The organism is Streptomyces sp. MGP-P1 (genome assembly GCF_057766565.1).
Window position 1 is genome coordinate 750,913 of sequence record NZ_JBYMEM010000001.1, and the last position, 19,153, is coordinate 770,065.

Here is a 19,153-nt window from a genome sequence, read left to right on the forward strand (position 1 = left end):
CTAGGCGGCCCCAGTGACAACGGGTTCGGGCCCCCTCACCAGCGTCCTGCGGCGGGCGCCCCGGAAGGAGCGCCCGCGTAACGCCAAGGTCCGGCCCTCCGCGTCGAGGGACCCGCCGGAGCAACGGGCGGAACGTCCGGCGAGAGCGGCGACAGCGGCGCGAGCGAACTGCGAACTGCGAACTGCGGACAGCGGACAGCGAACTGCGTGCGACCCGCTCGGTGCGTCAGGGAGCGAGTACGACCGTCTTGCCGGGCAGTCGTCCGCGCCGGCGTCCTCATGGACGGCGGCCAGTTCGGCCACCGGGCGGTGGGCGGCGACGTGGACCCGGAGCTTGCCGGCGTCGACCTTGGCGACCAGCTCGGTCAGCTGGGCTCCGTCGCTGCGGACCCACAGGCTCGCGCTGCGCACGCCCCGGGCGGGGTCTTCCGGGACCGGACCGGCCGTACTGGCGGCCACCCCGCCGTCGGCGACGTAGCTCGTCAACTGCGCCAGCTCCTCCGGCGAGACACGAACGTGGTTCACCACGACCTGGAACGGGCCGCCCACTGCGCCCGGCCCGGCGGCGAGGTCGAGGGGGCCCGTGACCCGGTCGGCGCCGTAGCCCCGAAGGCGGTCGGCGTGCCGCGGTGCGTCAACCGCCGTCACGTGCGCCCCCGCGTCGACGGCGAGCTGCACCACGAGACTGCCGACCGCGCCTCCCGCTCCATTGACCAGGACGGTCTGACCGGACTTCAGCTCGGCGAGCTCGAACAGCGTCTGCCAGGCCGCCAGCCCGGTCAACGGAAGCGCCGCGGCGTCGACCAGCTCGGTCGTCCGGGGCGCCGGGGCGAGTGAGTCGGCCCGGACGAGCACGTACTCGGCGGCGCCACCGGCGGAGTCGAGGGGCAGCATCGCCACGACGCGGTCGCCGACCTTCGGGCCCCTCACGTCCGCACCGAGTTCGGCGACGGTGCCCGCCAGGTCGATCCCCGGAACGTACGGGAAGATTATCGGGATCATCTCGGCCAGGAATCCGGCGCGGATGTGGTCGTCGACCGGGTTGAACGACGTGGCCGCAACCCGCACCAGCACCTGACCGGCGCCGGGGGCCGGACGCTCGACGTCCTCGTGGCGCAGGACCTCGCTGCTGCCGAACTCGTGGAAACGTATGGCCTTCATGGCACTTTCCTCCAGGGTGTGTTGACGCCGCCGCCCGAGAATGGGGTGGTCGGCGGGACGGTGCGGCGTTTCGGGGCACTCGGGGGCCGGCGACGGTCGCAGGACCGGACGTCGGCCGGGCTGCTCGCCGCGGCCTCCATCGAAGCGAAAATGAACTCCCTCACTTGCCCAGGAAATTACTTTCACTTTCCTGGGCAAGTCAGAAAGTAGCTCACGAAGGGTTGTCCAGGCAAGTGATAGAACTTGCCTGGGCAAGTAGGATGAGAAGCATGGACACTCAGTCACCCTGGCTCGACGACGGCCAGCAGGACCTCTGGCAGGCGCTCCTCACGGTCGTCATCGCCCTCCCGGCGGCCCTCGACCGTCAACTGCAGCGAGACGCCGGTATCTCCAACTTCGAGTACGGCGTCCTGGCCCAGCTCTCCATGGCCGACGAGGCCACGATGCGACTCAGCGAACTGGCCCGGCTCTGCGACAGCACCCAGCCCCGGCTGTCGAAGGTGATGGACCGGTTCGAGGCCCGCGACTGGGTCATCCGCCGGACCGACCCCGGCGACGGCCGATACACCCTCGCCTCCCTGACCGACGCCGGACGGCAGAAGCTCGTCGAGAGCGCACCGGAACACGTCGCGCAGGTGAAGCGACTCGTGTTCGATCCGCTCAGTGCCGCCCAGCGCCGCCACCTCGAAACCGCGCTGACCCGCATCGCCGCCACCGTGCGCCGGGAGCTCGAAGGAGGCTGAGCACCAGGGCCGCGCCCGCACGGGTGCCCGCCGGCCCGTGCAGCACGCTCCTTCTCGCCGAAGAAGGCGTCTCAGCGGAGGCGGTATAGCCGGCTCACGAAGGGGGTGAAGGTGACCCGGAGGGGGTGAAGGTGACCGGGAGGGCCTGGGGGCCGCGGAACGTCGGGGCGTAGCCCCATGCGACCTCGCCGGCCGGGATGTCCAGGGTCAGGTCGGGCAGGCGGCCGAACAACGTGGTGATCGCGATCTCCGTCTCCAGCTTCACCAGATGGCTGCCCAGGCAGGTGTGCGCGCCGTGGCCGAACGCCAGGTGCGGGCGGGCGTCACGGGTGAGGTCCAGGGCGCCGGGGTCGGGGAACCGGTTCGGGTCGCGGTTCGCCGCCGCCAGCGACAGGAGCACTACGTCGCCCTCTGCCACGCGGGTGTCCGCGATCGTCAGGTCCTCGCCCGCGTACCGGTACTCCGCCACGTGCGACGGCGAGTCCAGGCGCAGCAGCTCGTTGACCGCCCGGGACCAGTCGACGTCTCCGCCGAGCAGGGCGGCTCGCCGGCCGGGGTGACCGAGCAGGCGCAGGACGGTGGTTCCGAGGAACTGGATCGTGGTGATGTGACCGGCGCCGATCAACGTCATGACCATCACCTCCAGCTCGTCCCCGGTCAGCGCGCCCGACTCGATCAACCGCGTCGGCAGGTCGTCCCCCGGGTGCGATCGTTTGTAGGCCACCAGCTTCCGGACGTAACCCAGCAACTCGGCCAGCCTCACCTCGTCGCGCGGCTGCTGGAACTTCGCGCGGTACCACAGGTCCAGCACGTCGGCGGCGGGCGCGCGCTCGGCCTCCGGGACGCCGAGCAGGTCGTGCATGACGGCGACCGGGACCTCTCGGGTGTACTCGGCGACGAGGTCCGCGTGCCCCCGCCCGGCGAACGACTCGACGGCGCGCGCGCAGGTCCGGGCGGTGCGATCGCGCAGGCGGGACACGGCGGCGGGGGTGAACGCCGCGGCGACGAGTCGGCGCAGCCTGGCGTGTCCGGAATCGTCGAGATGGGACAGACCGGGCGGGTGCGGGTCGGGGTTGACCGGGGCGCGGCTGCCCAGGCGGCGGTCCGCCAGGCAGGCGCGGACGTCGTCGTACCGCGTCACCAGCCACATCCGGCCCGGTACGTGCGGGCCGCCGACGGGGCAGACCGGTTCGTGCTCGCGCAACCAGGCGTAGCCCGGGTACGGGTCGGCCGTCACGACGGCCGGCCGGCGATCAGCAGCTTCTCCAGCGGGGACGCGGTGAGCGGCACGACCCGCGTCTCGGTGAGCCCGGCCTCGCCGAGCCATGCCGCGAGGTCGGTGTAGCGGTGCACGCCGCCGGCGTGGCCCTGCCACAGGGTCAGGTCGAACATGGCGAGGTACCCGCCCGCGGCCGGTCCCAGTTCGGCCGGTGGTTCCCGGTCGTGGTCGAGGATGGCGATGCTTCCGGTGGGGGACAGCGATCTCGCCGCGCGCCGGAACAGCTCGCGGCACTCCTCGGGGCGGTGGCCGTGCAGGACGTTGAACAGCAGCACCAGGTCGTGCCCGGAGCCCAGGTCGTCGGTGAGGTAGTCGCCCGCCCGCGCCGTCACCCGGTCCGGCGGGGCGTCCTCGCGGAGGGCCGTGATCGTCTCGGGCCGATCGAAGACGGTGACCCGCACGTCCGGGCGACGGCGGCACAGTTCGACGGCATGGTCGCCGTGGCCGCCCCCGATGTCCAGGACGGTCGCCGCGGGAGGCAGCGCGGCGGCGATGTCATCGGCCAGCTCCACGGCGGCGCCGGCGAGCATCCGGCGCAGGCGGGCCCCGGAGGCGGGGCGCTCCAGCCAGCTGTAGAAGCCGCGGCGGGGCGTGCCGGTACGGATGGTCTCCTCGATGTCGGCCCAGTGCTCGAACAGGACCTCGTGCCAGAACAGTTCGGCGTCGACCGGGCCGGGCTTCGCGGCGGTCGTGACCCCGTACTCGTCGTGCCGCAGGTAGCCGAAGGTCACCAGGACGTTCACCAGGCTGCGCACCCCGGCCGGGTCACCGCCGATCGTGGTGGCCAGCTTCCCCACGGACAGCGGGCCGGCTTCCAGCGCGGTGAACACCCCGAGCCGGACGCCGGCGATCATGGCCCGGTACCCGGCCGCGCCGAGCCGGTCCAGTACCGGAGCCGGGACACCAGGGGATTCTTCGGACAAGGGCATGATCATCCACTTCCGGAAAGCGCGCCGGCACGGGTGAGGAAGTCCAGGTGCCTGCGCAGCATTCGCTCGTCGGCCGGGGGGAACCCCACCCCCGCCCCGGCCGCGGCGGCCCAGGTGCGGGAGCAGTCGAACCGCGGGTGCGGTCGGGGGCGTTCGGGGAGGGAGAAGGCGAGCGGGGCGAAGGGCCCGGCCGGGTCGGCGAGCATCCGTTCCCGCCATCGGTGGTACGGCACCACCTCGGCCGGGTGACCGGCCGAGGTGAGGGCGGCGGCGAGGGCGGCACGGGTGAGGCCGCCGTCGCCGTGGTAGTGGTGGTCCCGGCCCATGAGGTTCGGGGCCTGTGAGAGCGCGACGATCGCCGCGGCCACCGTGTCCACGGGCACCATGTCCAGCACCTCGGCGGTGTCCGGGACCGCGCCGGCGGCGACGCATCCGGTGAGCCAGCGGCTGAACGCGGAGCGCGGGTCGGCGGCGCCGGTGGTGGTGTCGCCGACGATGGCCGCGATGCGGTGGATCGAGACGGGCAGACCGTGGCCGCGGGCGGCGACGGCCATGGCGTCGGCCACCCATTTGCTGAGGTCGTAGCCGCTGGTGAGGCCGCTCGGGTCGGTGGGAGCGTCGGCCTCGGTGACGACGCGGCCGTCGTGGGCGTCACCGAGGAAGACGCCGAGGGTGGAGATCAGGTGCAGCGGGGCGCCGCCGGCGCAGGCCAGGCGCAGGATCGCCGCGGTGGCATCGACGTGGGCGGATTTGAGCGCGTCGTAGGACGCGGCGAAGTGCGGGACGGCGGCGTTGTGGTAGATCGCGTCCACGGTCGTGAGGGTGTCGTGATCCTCCGTGGACAGGCCGAGGCCAGGTGCGGACAGGTCGCCGGGGACCGGGATCACGCGGTCGGTGACCGGCAGCCGGTCGATCGATCCCTGGCGGACGAGGCAGTGGACCTTGGCGTCGGTCCGGGCCAGGAGCTGGTGGAGGAGGTGGCGGCCGAGAAAGCCGGTGGCGCCGGTGAGGAGGATCCGGCGCGGTGTGCCGGCCGAGGGGATGCCGGGTGCGTGGACAGTACGCAGACGGATCCCGGGGGGAGGGTCGGTACGCAGACGGATCTCGGGTGGGGGGACGGCGTCGGCACGCAACCGGTCGACCGTGGGCAGGTCCGGCGGAGCGCCGTCGTCGATGGCCGCCGCGAACGCCGCCACGGTGGGGGCGGTGAACAGGGTGCGCATCGGCACCGTGACGCCGAGGCGGTCGCGGACGGCGGCGAGGACGTGGGCGGCGATGAGCGAGTGCCCGCCGATGGCGAAGAAATCCGCGGTGCGGTCCACGTCGGACCGGTCGAGAACGGTGGCCCAGATGGTGGCGACGGCTCGCTCGGTGGCGGTCCGGGGCGGATCCGCCGGGACGGAGGGGGTGATGGTGGATGGCTCGGGGAGGGCTGTTCTGTCGACCTTGCCGGTGCTGGTGGTGGGGAGGGCGTCGAGGACGACCACGGTGTCCGGCACGAGATGCGCGGGCAGGCGGTCGGCGCAGAAGGCGCGCAGACCGGGGACGTCCGGGACGGCGACCCGCGAGTCTAGGGGGGGCGGGGCGGGAGTGTTCCCGGTGGGTGCGGTCGAGGCGGGACCGGAAACGCCCTGGCTCGGCGCCGCTGAGACCGAACCCAAAGCGCTCCCGGTCAGTGCGGTCGAGCCCGGACCGGAAACACCCGCGCTCGGCGCCCCCGAGACCGAACCCGAAGCGCTCCCGGTCAGTGCGGTCGAGCCCGGACCGGAAACACCCGCGCTCGGCGCCCCCGAGACCGAACCCGAAGCGCTCCCGGTCAGTGCCGTCGAGACCGAACCCGAAACGCCCGCGCTCGGCGCCCCCGAGACCGAACCCGAAGCGCTCCCGGTCAGTGCCGTCGAGGCCGCACCCGAAACGCCCGCGCTCGGCGCCATCGAGACCGGGACGCCGACGTAGCCGATGAGGCGGTCCCCCCGGGCCACCACCACGGCCTCCGCGACGGCCGGGTGGGCGGCGAGCACGGCCGCCACCTCCCCCGGCTCCACCCGGTTGCCGCGGATCTTCACCTGGTCGTCGGCCCGGCCGACGAACTCGAGCGTGCCGTGCCGGTTCAGCCGCGCAAGGTCGCCGGTCCGGTACATGCGGGCGCCGGGGCGGTCGCCGTACGGGTCGGCGAAGAACGCCGCGGCGGTCGCGGCCGGGTTTCCCCGGTACCCCCGGGCGGGCGCCCGCCCTCCGATGTAGACCTCACCGACCACGCCGACGGGTACCCGGCGCAGAGCCCGGTCGAGGAGGTGGACGCGGACGTCTCTTAGCGGGCGACCGATCGGCAGTCGGGAGGGGTGCTCGCGGCCGTCGACGGTGCGGTGGCTGGTCGCGCAGACGGTGGCTTCCGTCGGGCCGTAGTGGTTGTGGAGGGGAATGCCGTGCTTCGCCCACGCGCGGACGGTCGCCGCCGGGACGATGTCGCCGCCGACCATCATGAACTCCAACGGGAGGCGTTCTCCGGCGAGATCGGCCACCCACCTCTGCCAGAGAGGAGCCGCCGTGTCCACCGCGGAGAGTCGGTGCTCGACGCAGAGCCGGAGAAGGTCCGGTCCGGTGAGGCCGCCCGGGTCGGGGTGGATGACCAGGGTGGCCCCGGCCGCGAGGACCGGGAAGATGTCGCCGAACGCGGCGTCGAAGTGCGGGGGCGGGACCATGAGGAGGCGGTGCGCGGCGGTGAGGCCGTGTTCGGCGATGAACGCGGTGGTGAGGTTGAGGAGCGTGTCGTGCTGTACCTCGACGCCCTTGGGTTCGCCGGTGGAGCCGGAGGTGTGGACGACGTAGGCGAGCTGGGACGGGTGGATGGGGATGGGCGTCGGGTCGCGGTGGATGGGCGTCGGCTCGTGGTGGCCGGTGGTGGGGAGGGCATCGCGGGTCAGGACGGTCCTCGCCCCGCTGGCGGTGATCAGGGCATGTCGGCGGGAGGACGGCTGGGCGGGGTCGATGGGGACGAAGCATCCGCCCGCCTTCAGCACGCCGAGGATCGCGATGATCGCGTCGGCGCTGGACGGGATGGTGATCGCGACCGGGTCCTCGCTCCGGATGCCGGCCTCGCGCAGGTGGCGGGCGACCGCTGAGGATCTGCGGTCCAGGTCGCGGTAGGTGAGGGGGGTGGCGGCGAGGTCGAGGACGGCGGTGGCGTCAGGGGTCCGGGCCGTCTGGGCCGCGATCAGGTCCACAACGGTCGTGGCCGCCGGTCGCGCGGGAGCGGCCAGGCCGGTGGACTGCGTGTCCGGTCCACCGGGCGACGCCGGATCGGACCCGGTGGACCGGACACGCGGTCCACCGGGCAAGGCCTGCTCGGACCGGGTGCCGAGGGCGGTGTGGACGGCGTTGTCGGCCGGGGACAACAGGTCCAGGTGGGACAGGGGCAGACCGGGGTGGCGGGCCACGGCCTCCATGACCGCCAGCACCTGCTCGGCGATCCGGGTGATCGTGTCCGCCTCGTACCGGTCGGTGCGGTAGTCGATGAGGGCGGGCCAGTCGCCCTCGCGCTCCCTGATGTGGAGGGTGACGTCGAAACGGCTGGTGGCGCGGTCGATCGGCAGCGGGGTGGTGGTCAGGCCGGTGAAGGTGACGGGGGTCTGCTCGCGGTTGAGGACCAGCATCGTCCGGAACAGGGGGTGGTCCTCCCGGGGGGTGGGGACCGTGGTGAGGATGTCGGCCAGGGAGATGTCGGCGTGGTCCATCGCGTCGGCCACCACCCCGGTGGCGTCGGCGAGCAGGTCGCGGGGGGTGGCCCGGCTGTGTGTGCGGAGCCGGAGCGGGAGGGTCGTGACGAACATGCCGATCACGTCCTCCCAACCGGCCGGGCGGGTGCTGACCGGGGTGCCGACGACGAGGTCCCCGCCGCCGTCCCGGGTGGAGGAGACGATGGCGTGGACGGCGAGGAGACCGGCGTAGGTGGTGGCCCGCTCGTCCCGGCACCAGGTGGCGAAGCGGCGGGCGAGCCCGGCCGGGACGGTGAACCGGTGGGTGGCGCCGGGGGCGGCGCCCGCGCGGCGGGGGTGAGCCGGGGCCGGGCCGGATTCCGGGGGCGGCGATCCGCCCGGCGTGGGGGCCCAGGCCCGGCCGTAGGGGTGGTCCGGGGTGGGTCCGGAGGCAGGTGGGGCGTCGCGGAGGGTCTCCGTCCAGAATGCGGTGGTTCGTTGGCGGGGGCCCACGGCTGCCGGTGTGGGGACCGGTAGTTCCGGTGCGTCGGTCTCCGTGCTGAGCGCGGCCTTCGGCCCCTGGACATCCGTGGCACCGGGCAGGAGCGGGGAGGTCGGATCCGCGGTCGTCAGGGTGGTCAGCAGGATCGCCATCGAGGGGTCGTCGCAGATGATGTGGTGAGCGGTGATCGTCAGGAGATGCGTCGTGGGGGCGGTTCTGATCAGGTGGGCCCGCACCAACGGGCGCCGGGTCAGGTCGAAGGGGCGGTCGGCGTCCCGGGCGGCCAGGCGTTCGGCCTCCGGCCACGGGTCCGCGTGAGCGCTCAGGTCGGTGGTGCGCCAGGCCCGCGCCGACAGCTCGTCCGTGTAGGGCCCCGCGCTCAGCCGCGGGGTGTCGTCATGGACGACGACCGCCGATCGCAGGGCGGGATGGATGGCCAGGGTGTGGGCGAACCTGGCCCGCAGGTCCGCCTCGTCGAGCGCGCCCTCCAGCCGGAGGGCGGCGTGCACGACGTAGGCCCCGTTGTCCTGACCCGTCTGGTGGAGGATCCAGAGTCCGTGCTGGGGGCCGGAGAGCCGTCCTGGCGAAGCGGGCACCGACCCGGAGTCGTCCGGAATGCCGGGATTCTCCCGGCCTGCCTCGATCGCGGCGCCCAGGGCGGCGACAGTGGGGTTGGCGAACAGGGTTCTGATCGTCACCTCCACGCCTAGCGCCGCCCGGATCCTGGCAACGGCCTTCGCCGCCGCCAGGGAATGGCCGCCGGACAGGAAGAAGTCGTCGTCACGGTTGACCGGGCGAGCCAGCAGGCGCGCGAAGATCTCCGCGAGCGTGGTCTCCAGGCCCGGCCGGGGGGCAGGGGCGGTGACGTCCTCCGTCGGTGGGGGCAGAGCGCGTACGTTCAGTTTTCCGGAGCTGGTCAACGGGAACGCGTCCACGGTCACCATCGCCGACGGCACCAGGTAGGCGGGGAGGGCACGGCTCAGCCGCTCCCGCACCCTCGGCCAGCGGGGACGCCCCGCGGCCGGGATCACGTAGGCCACCAGGCGGTCGCCGTCACCGGCCACGCGGGCGTCGGCGACCTCCGGGTCCGTGCGCAGCGCCGCCTCCACCTCGGCCGGTTCCACCCGGTGACCCCGTACCTTGAGTTGCGCGTCCACCCGCCCGACGAACTCCACGAGACCGTCCGGCCGGCGGCGCGCCAGGTCGCCCGTCGCGTACATGCGCGCGCCGGGGACCGGTGAGAACGGGTCGGCGACGAACCTCGTCGCCGACCGGCCGGGTGCGCCGAGATAGCCGCGCGCCAACGGGAAACCACCCAGGTACACCTCGCCGACCACGTCGTCGTCGACCGGTCGCAGGCCCGCGTTCAGCAGATGCACGGCCACGCCGTCGAGCGGGTCGCCGATGCCGAACCGGCTTCCTCCGTGCACCGGTTCGGCGGTCGACCAAATCGTCGTCTCGGTCGGGCCGTACGCGTTCCACAGCGCGGCCCCGCCCAGCGACCCGGCAAGCTCCGGCGTCAGCACCTCCCCGATCGACACCCGGATGCGCACGCACTCCGGAACGCCCCCGGCCGCCGCCAGCACCGCCCACACCGACGGGGTGACCTGGACGACCGTGACCGCCTCGGCCCTCAGCCGCCGCGCCAACGCGGGACCGTCGCCGACGGTCTCCGGCGGTATCGGCGCCACCCGGGCGCCCACCGTCAGCGGTGCCACGAGTTCCCACACCGAGATGTCGAACGCCGGGGAGGTCATGGCCGCCACCACGTCCCCGGCGGCCAGCCCCACCAACGCCGTCGACCGGGCGAGCATCCCGGCCACCGCCCGGTGCGGCACGCCCACCGCCTTCGGGCGGCCGGTCGACCCGGACGTGTGGAACACGTACGCCAGTGACTCGGGTGCGATGGCGGGTTCGACGCGCTCGAACTCCTCCGGCAGGTCCGGCATCCCGGTCAGCACCACGCGGGCGGCCCCGGCCACGGCCCGGCGCCTCGGCTCGGGCCACAGCGGTTCCACCGGCACGTACACCGCGCCCGCCCGCCAGATCCCGAGGATGGCCACCACCAGGTCCGTGCCGCGCGGCAGGTCCACCGCGACCCACACCTCGGGCCCGGCGCCCTTCGCCCGCAGCACCGAGGCCAGCGCCGCCGAACGGCGCTCCAGCTCGGCGTAGGACAACTCCCCCACCGCGAGGCCGTCCGCGTCGAACCGGATCATCTCCAGCACGGTCGACGGCGCCGGAGCACCGGTCGGCCCGGCCACCGACGCGGCGACCGAAGTGCCCGCCGTCAACGCCGACAACCGGCGATCGGGGTCGGCGCACGCGCGGTCCAGCAAGGTCAGCAGCCGCCCGGCGACACCGTCGACCGTCGCACCGTCGAACAGATCCGTGTCGTGCTCGGTGACCACGGCCATCTCCGTGCCGCCGGACTCCACCATCACGGTGAGGTCGACGTCGGCCGTGCCCGTGTCCGGCGGCATCCGCTCGGCCAGCACGCCGGGGAGCACCACCTCGGGCGGGTCCTGCATCACGAGGTGCGCCTGGCACAGCGGCGCGTGGCTCGGGTCGCGGGGGGCTCCGACCGCCTCGACGATCCGGTCGAACGGGACTGCCGCGCCGCCCAACCCCGCCGCTACCGCGCTGCGGGCCCTGGCCACCAGCTCACGGAACGTCGGATCGCCGCCGATCCCCATCCGCAGCGGCACCGGGTTCACGAACATGCCGACGACGCCGGCGAACTCCGGGCCCGGTCGCCCGGACACCAGGGTGGCGACCACTACGTCGTCCTGGCCCGCCGTCGTGCCCAACGTGGCGGCGTACGCGGCCTGCAGCACGACGAACCGGGTGGCGCGGGTGGCGCGGGCGAGCGCGTCGACCCGCGCGGTGAGACCCTCGGGGACGGCGTGGCGGCGCAACTCGCCCCGGAAGGCGCGCATCCTCGGGCGGGGCCGGTCGGTGGGCAGGGTGAGCAGGTCCGGCACACCGTCCAGATCGGACGCCCGGCGGGACGGGTCGTGGTCGATGATGTCCGGCGGCGCTCCGGGATCCGGAAGTGGCCGGGCCGGGTCGGCGTACAGGGCGCTGATCTCCTCGCACAGCACCGACAGTGACCTGCCGTCGACGACCGCGTGATGCGTGGCTATCACCAGGATGTGGTCGGTCGGCGTGATCCGGCCCAGGCGGATCCGGAACAACGGCCCGGTGCGCAGGTCGAACGGTTCCCGTGCGGCCCGCGCCGCGAACGCCGCGGCGTCCGCGGCCGGCACCGTCCGCACCACGACATCCGCGGCGCCCACCGGGCCCACCCGTCCGACCGGCTCGCCGTCGACCTCGTCGCATGTGGTGCGCAGCACCGGGTGCCGGGCCACCACCAGATCCGCCGCGCGACGGAGCGCGTCCACCGATACGGGGCCGGTCAACCGGAACACCGCCGGGTTGTTGTGCAGGGGCGCGCCGTCGGCGAACGCCTCCAGGAACCACAGCCGTCGGGCCCCGGGCGGGAGCGGCACCGTCATCGATGCACTCCCCTGTCCCCGAACCGGCTTCGGTAAGCGGCCAGTTGCTCCGGGTCGGCCCGTAGGAACGGCGCGTCGGCGGAGACCATGTGCCGCACCGCCAACAACGGCAGAGGGCTGCGCATCGGGCGGAAGTCCGCGTTCCAGAGACCGGGTGCGGACGGTGGACCCGGGTGGAACTCTCCGATCATCAGGCCGCGTTCCACGAAACCGGGCTTCAGCTCCCGCTGCGTGCGGTCGATCTCCCCGGGCGTGACGTCCGGCAGCACCACCAGGACCGTCCGGTACCTGGCCCCCGGCCCCTCGCGCGGAGGCAGGTCGGGGAACCAGTCGCGGTAGGCGGCCATCACCGCCCCCAGGTCCGGCCGCCCGGGGTGTACGGCGAGGAAGAGCCCGCCCCGTTCCAGCGAGAGGGCCGTGTACGGGCAGACGTCGCCGCCCCGCCCCAGATCTGGGTGCGGTCGGCACAGGTAGGACCGCGCCCACGCCAGCACCACCTCTCCGGCGGCAGGCAGGTCCGGGTGGTCCGGCTCGAACAGCGCGACGTCACCCGCCGGGTGGCTCAGCATCTCCCGCTCCGCTTCCGCCGCGCCGCGGCGAGCAACGTGACTCCGCCGAGCCCGGCGAGCCCGGTGAGTCCGCCGAGGAGGCGGTCCTGGCGGCGGGCCCGGGCGAGCGCGTCGCCGTACGGGAGGCTGCTGTGGCTGATCATCGCGTACAGCGTCCGCCACCCCGGTAACAGGCGGCCGAGCTCGAAGTCGATCCGCTTGCGGGCCCGGAAGACCGGTGACCGCACCCGGTCGCGCAGCTCCACGAAGTTGCGCGCGGACAGTTCAGCGAGCACGTCGGTGTGCGGGCGTCGACGGGCCTCGAACGCGGCGAGCGCGTCGCCCGGGGCGTGCTCGGCGAGACACGCGTCGAGCACCGCGCAGTCCTCGAACGCGGCGTTCATCCCCTGGCCGTAGAACGGGAACACGGCGTGCGCGGCGTCGCCGACGAGGACGACGCGGTCGTGCTGCCACGGTGCGGTACGCACCGAGACCAGGGTGCCCGCCTCGTGCGCGAGGAACTGCGTGACCAGGTCCGGCACCAGATCGGTCAGGTCGCCGAACTCCTCGGCCAGGAACGCCCCGGCCCGCGCCGAATCGCGCAGCCCCGAGAAGCCGGTGTCGCCGTCGAACGGCAGGAACACGGTGCCGGTCAGCGATCCGTCCGGGTTGGGGTGTGCCACCACCAGTCCCCGCCGGCCGGGCCACACGTGCAACGCCTCCGGTCGGTCGAGGGCCGGGATGGTGAACTCCCGGTAGCCCCAGTCCAGGTGCGTCCGGTGGAACTCGGCGCGCACCCGGCGGTGCAGGTGCGTGCGCACGGTCGAGTACGCGCCGTCCGCGCCCACGACGAGATCCGCCGAGAACGTCCGGGCGGGGGTCCGCACCTCGGTGCCGGTCAGGCCGGTGACGCGGTGCCCGAACCACAGCCGCACCCGGGGAGCCGATGCGGCGGCGTCGAGCAGGGTGATGTTGAGGTCGTGGCGGCGGACCGAGTGCAGCACCTCGGTGTCGTCCGCGCCGTAGGGCTGGTAGCTGACCCGGCCGCTGTGGTGGACGATCCGCCCGCGCATCGGAACCGCCGCGCCCAGGGCCTTTTCGAGGAGGCCGATGTCGCGCAACGCCGCCCGCCCGCGTTCGGACAGCCCGACGCTGATCGACCCGGCGTCCGGGCCGTTCGTGCCGCGTGGGTCGCCGCGCCGCTCCACCACGTCCACCCGGTGGCCGCGGCGTGCCAGCCGGATCGCCAGCATCGTTCCGGCCATGCCGGCCCCGACGATGACGACGTTCATGTCCGGCCCCGGGCCGAGTCCACCGGGTCCGCCGGGGTCGCCGAGGCCGTCGCGGACAGGGCGTCGGCGAGTTCGGCGGGTGTGGAGGCGTCGAAGACGGTGGCGACGGACGCTTCCACGGCCAGTTCGATCCGGATCCGGCTGACCAGCGCGGTGGCCATGAGCGAGGTGCCGCCGAGGGCGAAGAAGTCGTCGTCCGGCGCGGGCGTATCCACCGACAGCACCTCGGCGAACAGCCGGGCGAGGTCGTCGGCGAGCGCGCCCGACGCCCGCGGCGCGGGCTCCGCGAACGCAGACCGGTCCAGTTTCCCGTGGGGGGTCAACGGGAAGTGCCCGACCACCTCGATCAGGTCCGGGACGAGGTGGGCCGGCAGCCGCTCGGCCAGGTGCGCGCGGAGGTCCGGCACGCCCGCGCCACGCGGCACCACATAGCCCACCAGGTAGGCGCCGAGCGGTCCGGGGCGGGCGACGACCGCCGCCCGCGCCACCGCCGGGTGAGCGCCGAGCGCGGCCTCCACCTCGGCCGGTTCGACCCGGTGGCCGCGAATCTTCACCTGATCGTCGGCCCGGCCGAGGAACAGCAGGTCACCGTCGGGCCCCACGCGGACCAGGTCGCCGGTGCGGAACATGCGCGACCCGGGCGGCCCCCACGGGTCGGCGACGAACCGTTGCGCGGTCGGGCCGGGGCAGCCGAGGTAGCCGCGCGCGACCCCGGCGCCGCCGATGTACAGCTCGCCCTCGGCGGCCGGGGCGCACCTCTCGTCCAGCACCCGTAGTTCGGTGCCGGGGATCGCCGTTCCCATCGGCACCACCGGGCCGGCGGTGAGCGGCGCGCTCATGGTGGCGCACGCCGTCGTCTCGGTCGGGCCGTAGGCATTGATCATCCGTCGGCCGGGGGACCACCGGGCGACGAGGTCAGGGCCCGGGGCCTCCCCCGCGACGATCAGGCAGGCGACCGAGGGCAGCGCCAGCGCCAGGTCCGGCTGGGTGGCGAGCGCGCTCGGCGGCATGCACACATGGGTGACGCCGTGCTCGGCGATGAACCGGGCGAACGGTTCGCCGGGCGGAAGGCCCTCGGGCGGCGCGAGAACGAGCGTGGCCCCGGTGAGCAGCGCCATGCACAGGTCGGCGACGGCCACGTCGAAGCCGACCGACGCGTACTGCAACACCCGGGCGCCCGGTCGGGCATCGAAGCGTTCGCGTTGCGCCGCGACGAGATGAGCGATCCCCGCGTGGGGAACGACCACGCCCTTGGGTTTCCCGGTCGAGCCGGAGGTGTAGATGACGTAGGCGGCGCACGACGGATCGGGTTCCGCCACCGGGGCGGCGGACGCCTCGACGGCCTCCAGCACCCGTAGCTCCTCCGGGGTCAGCACCAGGGCGGGGCGGGCGTCGGCGAGCACGGCGGCCACCCGGTCCGGCGGTTGGGTGGAGTCGACCGGCAGGTACGCGGCTCCCGCGGCGAGCACGGCGACGACGGCCACTACCATGTCCGCGCCGCGCGGGATCACGACGGCGACGATGTCGTCCGGCCCGATCCCGCGGTCTCGCAACCCGCCGGCCACCGCCGAGGCACGGGCGTCGAGCTCGCCGTAGGAGAGCGTGCCCTCGGCGGTGACGACCGCGATCGCCTCCGGGGCCCGGGCGACCTGGCGGCGGAACGCCCCCACCATCGTCCCGGCCGGCAAGGAATTCACCGTATCTATTCGCGCGTCCACTGTCGTTTCACACTCCGTGACCCACGGAAATCTATGAGAGAGAACGGGGGGAACTCTGTCTCATAAAGCGGATCGGTGTCAACGAGGTCGACGAGGTGTTTGCCCCGACGCTCACCCGACGCGTCGACCGGGGCAATTATGAGAACTTGCTAAGGGAAACTTTGTCTCGCCGGTCTGTTCGGTGCCATGATCTGGCCAGTATCTTGTAGCCGCTTCCCGAGATCTGATCAGTTGCGCGCTTTCGAGCGTGAGCGTGACCGTGTCGTGCTCGGAAATGGGTTGGCCCATCTGGAGGAGTTCGGATGAGCGGGACATCGCTGGATATGCGATCGAGGGACACGGCACCGACGTTCGTACCGGTCGACCAGGTGACCGAAACGTCTCTCGTGCGGGTCGCCGGCTCCCTTCCCGACCATGTCAGCGCGCTCGCGCAGTGCCCGGACGACCTCCCGCCGATCCTCGTGCACCGGCCGACCATGCAGGTGATCGACGGCGTGCACCGCCTGCGTGCGGCCAAGCTGCGCGGGGAGGCCACCATCGGTGTGCGGTTCGTCGACGGCACGGAGGAGGACGCGTTCGTGCTAGCCGTGAGAGCCAACGTGACCCAGGGGTTGCCGCTGACGCTGGCCGACCGCACCGCCGCCGCCTCCCGGATCCTGTCGTCGCATCCGCACCTGTCGGACCGCCTGATCGCGTCGACGGCCGGATTGTCCACCAAGACGGTGGCCGCGATCCGGCAGCGTACAACCGGGGAAATGACTCAGTTGCACACCCGCCTCGGCCGCGACGGGAAAGTGCGGCCACTCGACGCCTCCCACGGGCGCACGATGGCGAGTCAGGCGATTTCGAACAATCCAGATCTTTCGTTACGGGCGATCGCCCGCATCGCCGGAATATCGGTCGGCACCGCCCGGGACGTCCGGGAAAGAATGCGCCGCGGCGAGGATCCTATTCCGCTGCGATATCGCCTTTCCACCGGACACCGCGCGGAAAGCAGCGCACCGCAGGACAAGGCATCGGGCAACCACACCGGCGGTGGCGACAACGGCGCCCCCGGACGCCCCGGCGCCCCGGCACGCCTCGCGCCGAACGGGACCGGTTCCTGCTCTCGCTGCGCACCGATCCGTCGTTGCGGTTCTCCGAGATCGGCCGCGCGCTCCTGCGGCTGCTCGACGCCAACACCCTCGACACCGCGCAGTGGGACAGCCTCGCCGCCGCCGTGCCCCAGCGCTGGTCACCGGTGGTCGCCGACCTCGCCCTGGACTGCGCGGCCGACTGGTCGGCACTCGCCTGCCGGGTCCGCGAACAGGTCCGCGTCAGCGCGTGAGTCCGGCGCGCACGCCACGGCGATCGCCGCCGCCAGCTGGACCACGGCGAACAGCGCGACCACCGGGAGCAGGGACGACGAGTCGCCGATGATCGCGACCGCGACCAGCGGCCAGAAGCTGGAGACCGTGACGCCCACCTGGTAGGTCACGGCGATCGCGGAGAACCGCACCATGGTCGGGAACAGGTCCACCAGGAACGCCGCCAGGCCCCCGTAGATCGCGCCGTGCGCGATGGTCAGCGCGGGGACGAGCACCAGGACGGCCAGTGTCGGATCGCCCGAGGACAGCCAGGCGCCCGCCGGGATCATCGCCGCCACCGAGACCGCGTAGCCGAAGATCATGACCGGCCGGCGGCCGAACCGATCGGACAGCGCGCCGAACACCGGCAGTGTCACGCACTCTCCCAGGGCCGCGATCATCAGCCCGGTCAGCACGGTCGACCGCACCTCCGGTCCGGCCTTCGCCGCGTGGGCCACCAGGAAGACGGTGAACATCGCGATCACCGACCCGGTGCCGAGCGAGGCGAGAATGCCGATCACCACGCGGCGCGGCCACCGCCGCAGCACCATGATCACCGGCACCCGGGCGGGGCGGCTCTCCGCCCGGCCACGCACGAACTCCGGTGTCTCCTCGATCCCCAGCCGGACCCAGATGCCGATGCCGACGAGGACGATCGACCCCAGGAACGGCAGCCGCCATCCCCAGGTCAGGAAGTCCTCCTCGGGCAGCTTGGAGATCAGCACGAAGGTCAGGTTGCTGCCGAACAGCGCCAGCGCGAAGCCCATCGCGGGCCAGCTGCTGAAGAAGCCGCGGCGCTTGGGCGGCCCGTGTTCGGTGCTGAGCAGCACCGCGCTTCCCCATTCGCCTCCGATGCCGATGCCCTGCGCGACGCGCAACGTCACCAACAGGACCGGCGCGAGGACACCGGCCGTCTCATAGGTGGGCAGCAGGCCGACGCCGAACGTGGCGATGCCCATGACGAGCAACGTCCACACCATCATCGACTTGCGGCCCACCCGGTCGCCGAAGTGGCCGAACAGCAGGCCGCCCAGCGGGCGCGCGACGAACCCGGCCGCGTAGGTGGCGAACGACGCGAGCACACCGCCGGCGGCCGACGAGCCGGGGAAGAACAGCGGGCCGAACACCAGCGCGGACGCCGTCGCGTAGAGATAGAAGTCGTACCACTCGATGGCGGTGCCGATCGTGCTCGCGATCAGCACCCGGCGGACCGAACGGGGCGCCGGGGTCACTCCTGGGGTCATGCGTCCTCATCGGACACGAGGACCCGCCCGCCGAGCTCGTCGGGATCGGCGGCGAGGTCATAGGCCCACACCTGCCGTCCGTCCGCCTCCCAGATCACCTTCCGCCCGTCCGCCCGCACCGCGTGCAGCGCCTTCAGGTCCGGGTATTCGTCCGAGGCGGCGGCCCGCTCCTGCGGGAAGTAGGTCTCCGAGTACGCCTCACGGGACGCCCCGGTGCCGCCCGCGAAGAACTCGGCCAGCGAGGCGCCGTCCGACGACAGCGGGTCCAGCCCGAGATGGTCGAGCACGGTCGGCATGATGTCGACCAGCCGGACCTGGCTGTCCACGCTCGTCCCCACCGGCACCCCGGGGCCGGCGATGACCAGCGGCACGTGCTGGGTCGCGTCGAACAGCAGGCAGCCGTGGCCCTCCTCGTACGGGTGGCCGAGATCGCCGGCGTGGTCGTTGGGGTACCACCCGGCCAGGTCCTCGCCGTGATCGGAGAAGCACACCACCAGCATCGACTCGATGTCGTGGCCCATCTCGGCGATGCGGCGCAGCAGGAGCTGGACGTAGTGGTCGGTGTAGGCGATCTCGCCCTCGTACGGGTTGGCCACCTCGACGCCGACGTCCTCCGGCGGCTCGTACGGCCAGTGCGCGTCGAAGAAGTGCGCGAACAGGAAGAACGGCCGGCGCCGTCCAGCGACCCGAGCCAGCGGGTGGCGCGATCGACCACCACCGGCGCGCGCTTGAGCGCCAGCCCGCGCAGCTTCACGTCGCCGACCGACAGCGGGTCCCGGCCGTCCGGCAGCAGCGGGATCTCGTCGTCGTAGAAGTCGAACCCGCGATCCATCCCGTACCACTGGTTCATACCGGGGCAGGACACCACCGCGCCGGTCGTGTACCCGGCCGCCGACAGGCACTCCGCCAGCGTCGGTACCCCCTTGTCCAGCGCTTCGCGGAACAGGTGCCTGACCCCGTGGCGCGGCGGCTGGAGCCCGGTGAACACCGTGGCGTGGCTGACCGGCGTCAGCGGGCACGACGAGATCGCCTGCGTGAAGCTGACCCCGCTCGCGCGCAGCCGCTCGATGCCGGGGTACTTCCCCGAATAGGCCACGTCGGCGCGCACGGTGTCCAGGGAGATGAACAGGATGTTCGGCTGTGTGGTCACCGGGATACCTCGGTATTCCTCTGTCGAC

General features: G+C 73.0%; 11 protein-coding genes and 1 pseudogene. 2 read left to right on the forward strand and 10 right to left on the reverse strand.

Going from position 1 to position 19,153, the window contains the following annotated elements; genetic code table 11:
• Complete coding sequence (locus AC3CH1_RS03430; RefSeq protein WP_488461487.1) at positions 1-1,161, reverse strand: NADP-dependent oxidoreductase; 1,161 nt, start codon at positions 1,159-1,161, stop codon at positions 1-3.
• 269 nt (positions 1,162-1,430) lie between these two features.
• Here AC3CH1_RS03430 and AC3CH1_RS03435 point away from each other — a divergent pair, with 269 nt between their 5' ends.
• Positions 1,431-1,904, forward strand: coding sequence for a MarR family winged helix-turn-helix transcriptional regulator (locus AC3CH1_RS03435; protein ID WP_488461488.1), 474 nt, complete (start codon positions 1,431-1,433; stop codon positions 1,902-1,904).
• 94 nt (positions 1,905-1,998) lie between these two features.
• Here the strand turns inward: AC3CH1_RS03435 and AC3CH1_RS03440 are convergent, their stop codons facing one another.
• Genes AC3CH1_RS03440 through AC3CH1_RS03465 form a run of 6 tightly spaced genes read right to left on the reverse strand, consistent with a single transcriptional unit; the run spans position 1,999 to position 15,340 of the window.
• Complete coding sequence (locus AC3CH1_RS03440) at positions 1,999-3,141, reverse strand: cytochrome P450 family protein (RefSeq protein ID WP_488461489.1); 1,143 nt, start codon at positions 3,139-3,141, stop codon at positions 1,999-2,001.
• On the reverse strand, positions 3,138-4,112 hold the full coding sequence (locus tag AC3CH1_RS03445; RefSeq protein ID WP_488461490.1) for a methyltransferase: 975 nt from the start codon (positions 4,110-4,112) through the stop codon (positions 3,138-3,140). Before AC3CH1_RS03445 ends, AC3CH1_RS03440 begins: the two co-directional genes overlap by 4 nt.
• A 2-nt stretch (positions 4,113-4,114) precedes the next feature.
• Positions 4,115-11,827: a non-ribosomal peptide synthetase gene (locus tag AC3CH1_RS03450; protein WP_488461491.1), complete on the reverse strand. Its 7,713-nt coding sequence runs from the start codon at positions 11,825-11,827 to the stop codon at positions 4,115-4,117.
• Entirely contained in the window at positions 11,824-12,396 is a 573-nt protein-coding gene (locus tag AC3CH1_RS03455) for a DUF6875 domain-containing protein (protein ID WP_488461492.1), read from the reverse strand. Before AC3CH1_RS03455 ends, AC3CH1_RS03450 begins: the two co-directional genes overlap by 4 nt.
• Positions 12,390-13,667 (reverse strand): FAD-dependent oxidoreductase, encoded by a 1,278-nt coding sequence (locus AC3CH1_RS03460; RefSeq protein WP_488461493.1) that lies wholly within the window; start codon positions 13,665-13,667, stop codon positions 12,390-12,392. Before AC3CH1_RS03460 ends, AC3CH1_RS03455 begins: the two co-directional genes overlap by 7 nt.
• Positions 13,664-15,340: a non-ribosomal peptide synthetase gene (locus tag AC3CH1_RS03465; protein ID WP_488462135.1), complete on the reverse strand. Its 1,677-nt coding sequence runs from the start codon at positions 15,338-15,340 to the stop codon at positions 13,664-13,666. Before AC3CH1_RS03465 ends, AC3CH1_RS03460 begins: the two co-directional genes overlap by 4 nt.
• 1,174 nt (positions 15,341-16,514) lie before the next feature.
• On the opposite strand from AC3CH1_RS03465, the gene AC3CH1_RS03470 reads away from it, so the two are divergent.
• Positions 16,515-16,712 carry a hypothetical protein gene (locus tag AC3CH1_RS03470; protein WP_488461494.1) on the forward strand — a complete coding sequence of 66 codons (198 nt, stop codon included), beginning with the start codon at positions 16,515-16,517 and terminating at the stop codon, positions 16,710-16,712.
• Here AC3CH1_RS03470 and AC3CH1_RS03475 read toward each other — a convergent pair.
• The 3 genes and pseudogenes from AC3CH1_RS03475 to AC3CH1_RS03485 all read right to left on the reverse strand — a co-directional run.
• Positions 16,620-17,975, reverse strand: a complete 1,356-nt coding sequence (locus AC3CH1_RS03475) for an MFS transporter (RefSeq protein WP_488461495.1) — start codon at positions 17,973-17,975, stop codon at positions 16,620-16,622. The two genes, AC3CH1_RS03470 and AC3CH1_RS03475, sit on opposite strands and share 93 nt — an antisense overlap.
• Positions 17,972-18,877: a sulfatase-like hydrolase/transferase gene (locus tag AC3CH1_RS03480; protein ID WP_488461496.1), complete on the reverse strand. Its 906-nt coding sequence runs from the start codon at positions 18,875-18,877 to the stop codon at positions 17,972-17,974. Before AC3CH1_RS03480 ends, AC3CH1_RS03475 begins: the two co-directional genes overlap by 4 nt.
• Positions 18,844-19,125 (reverse strand): annotated as a pseudogene (locus AC3CH1_RS03485) (sulfatase-like hydrolase/transferase); the annotation flags it as partial. The gene AC3CH1_RS03480 and the pseudogene AC3CH1_RS03485, both read right to left, overlap by 34 nt.
• Between the last annotated feature and the right edge of the window lie 28 nt (positions 19,126-19,153).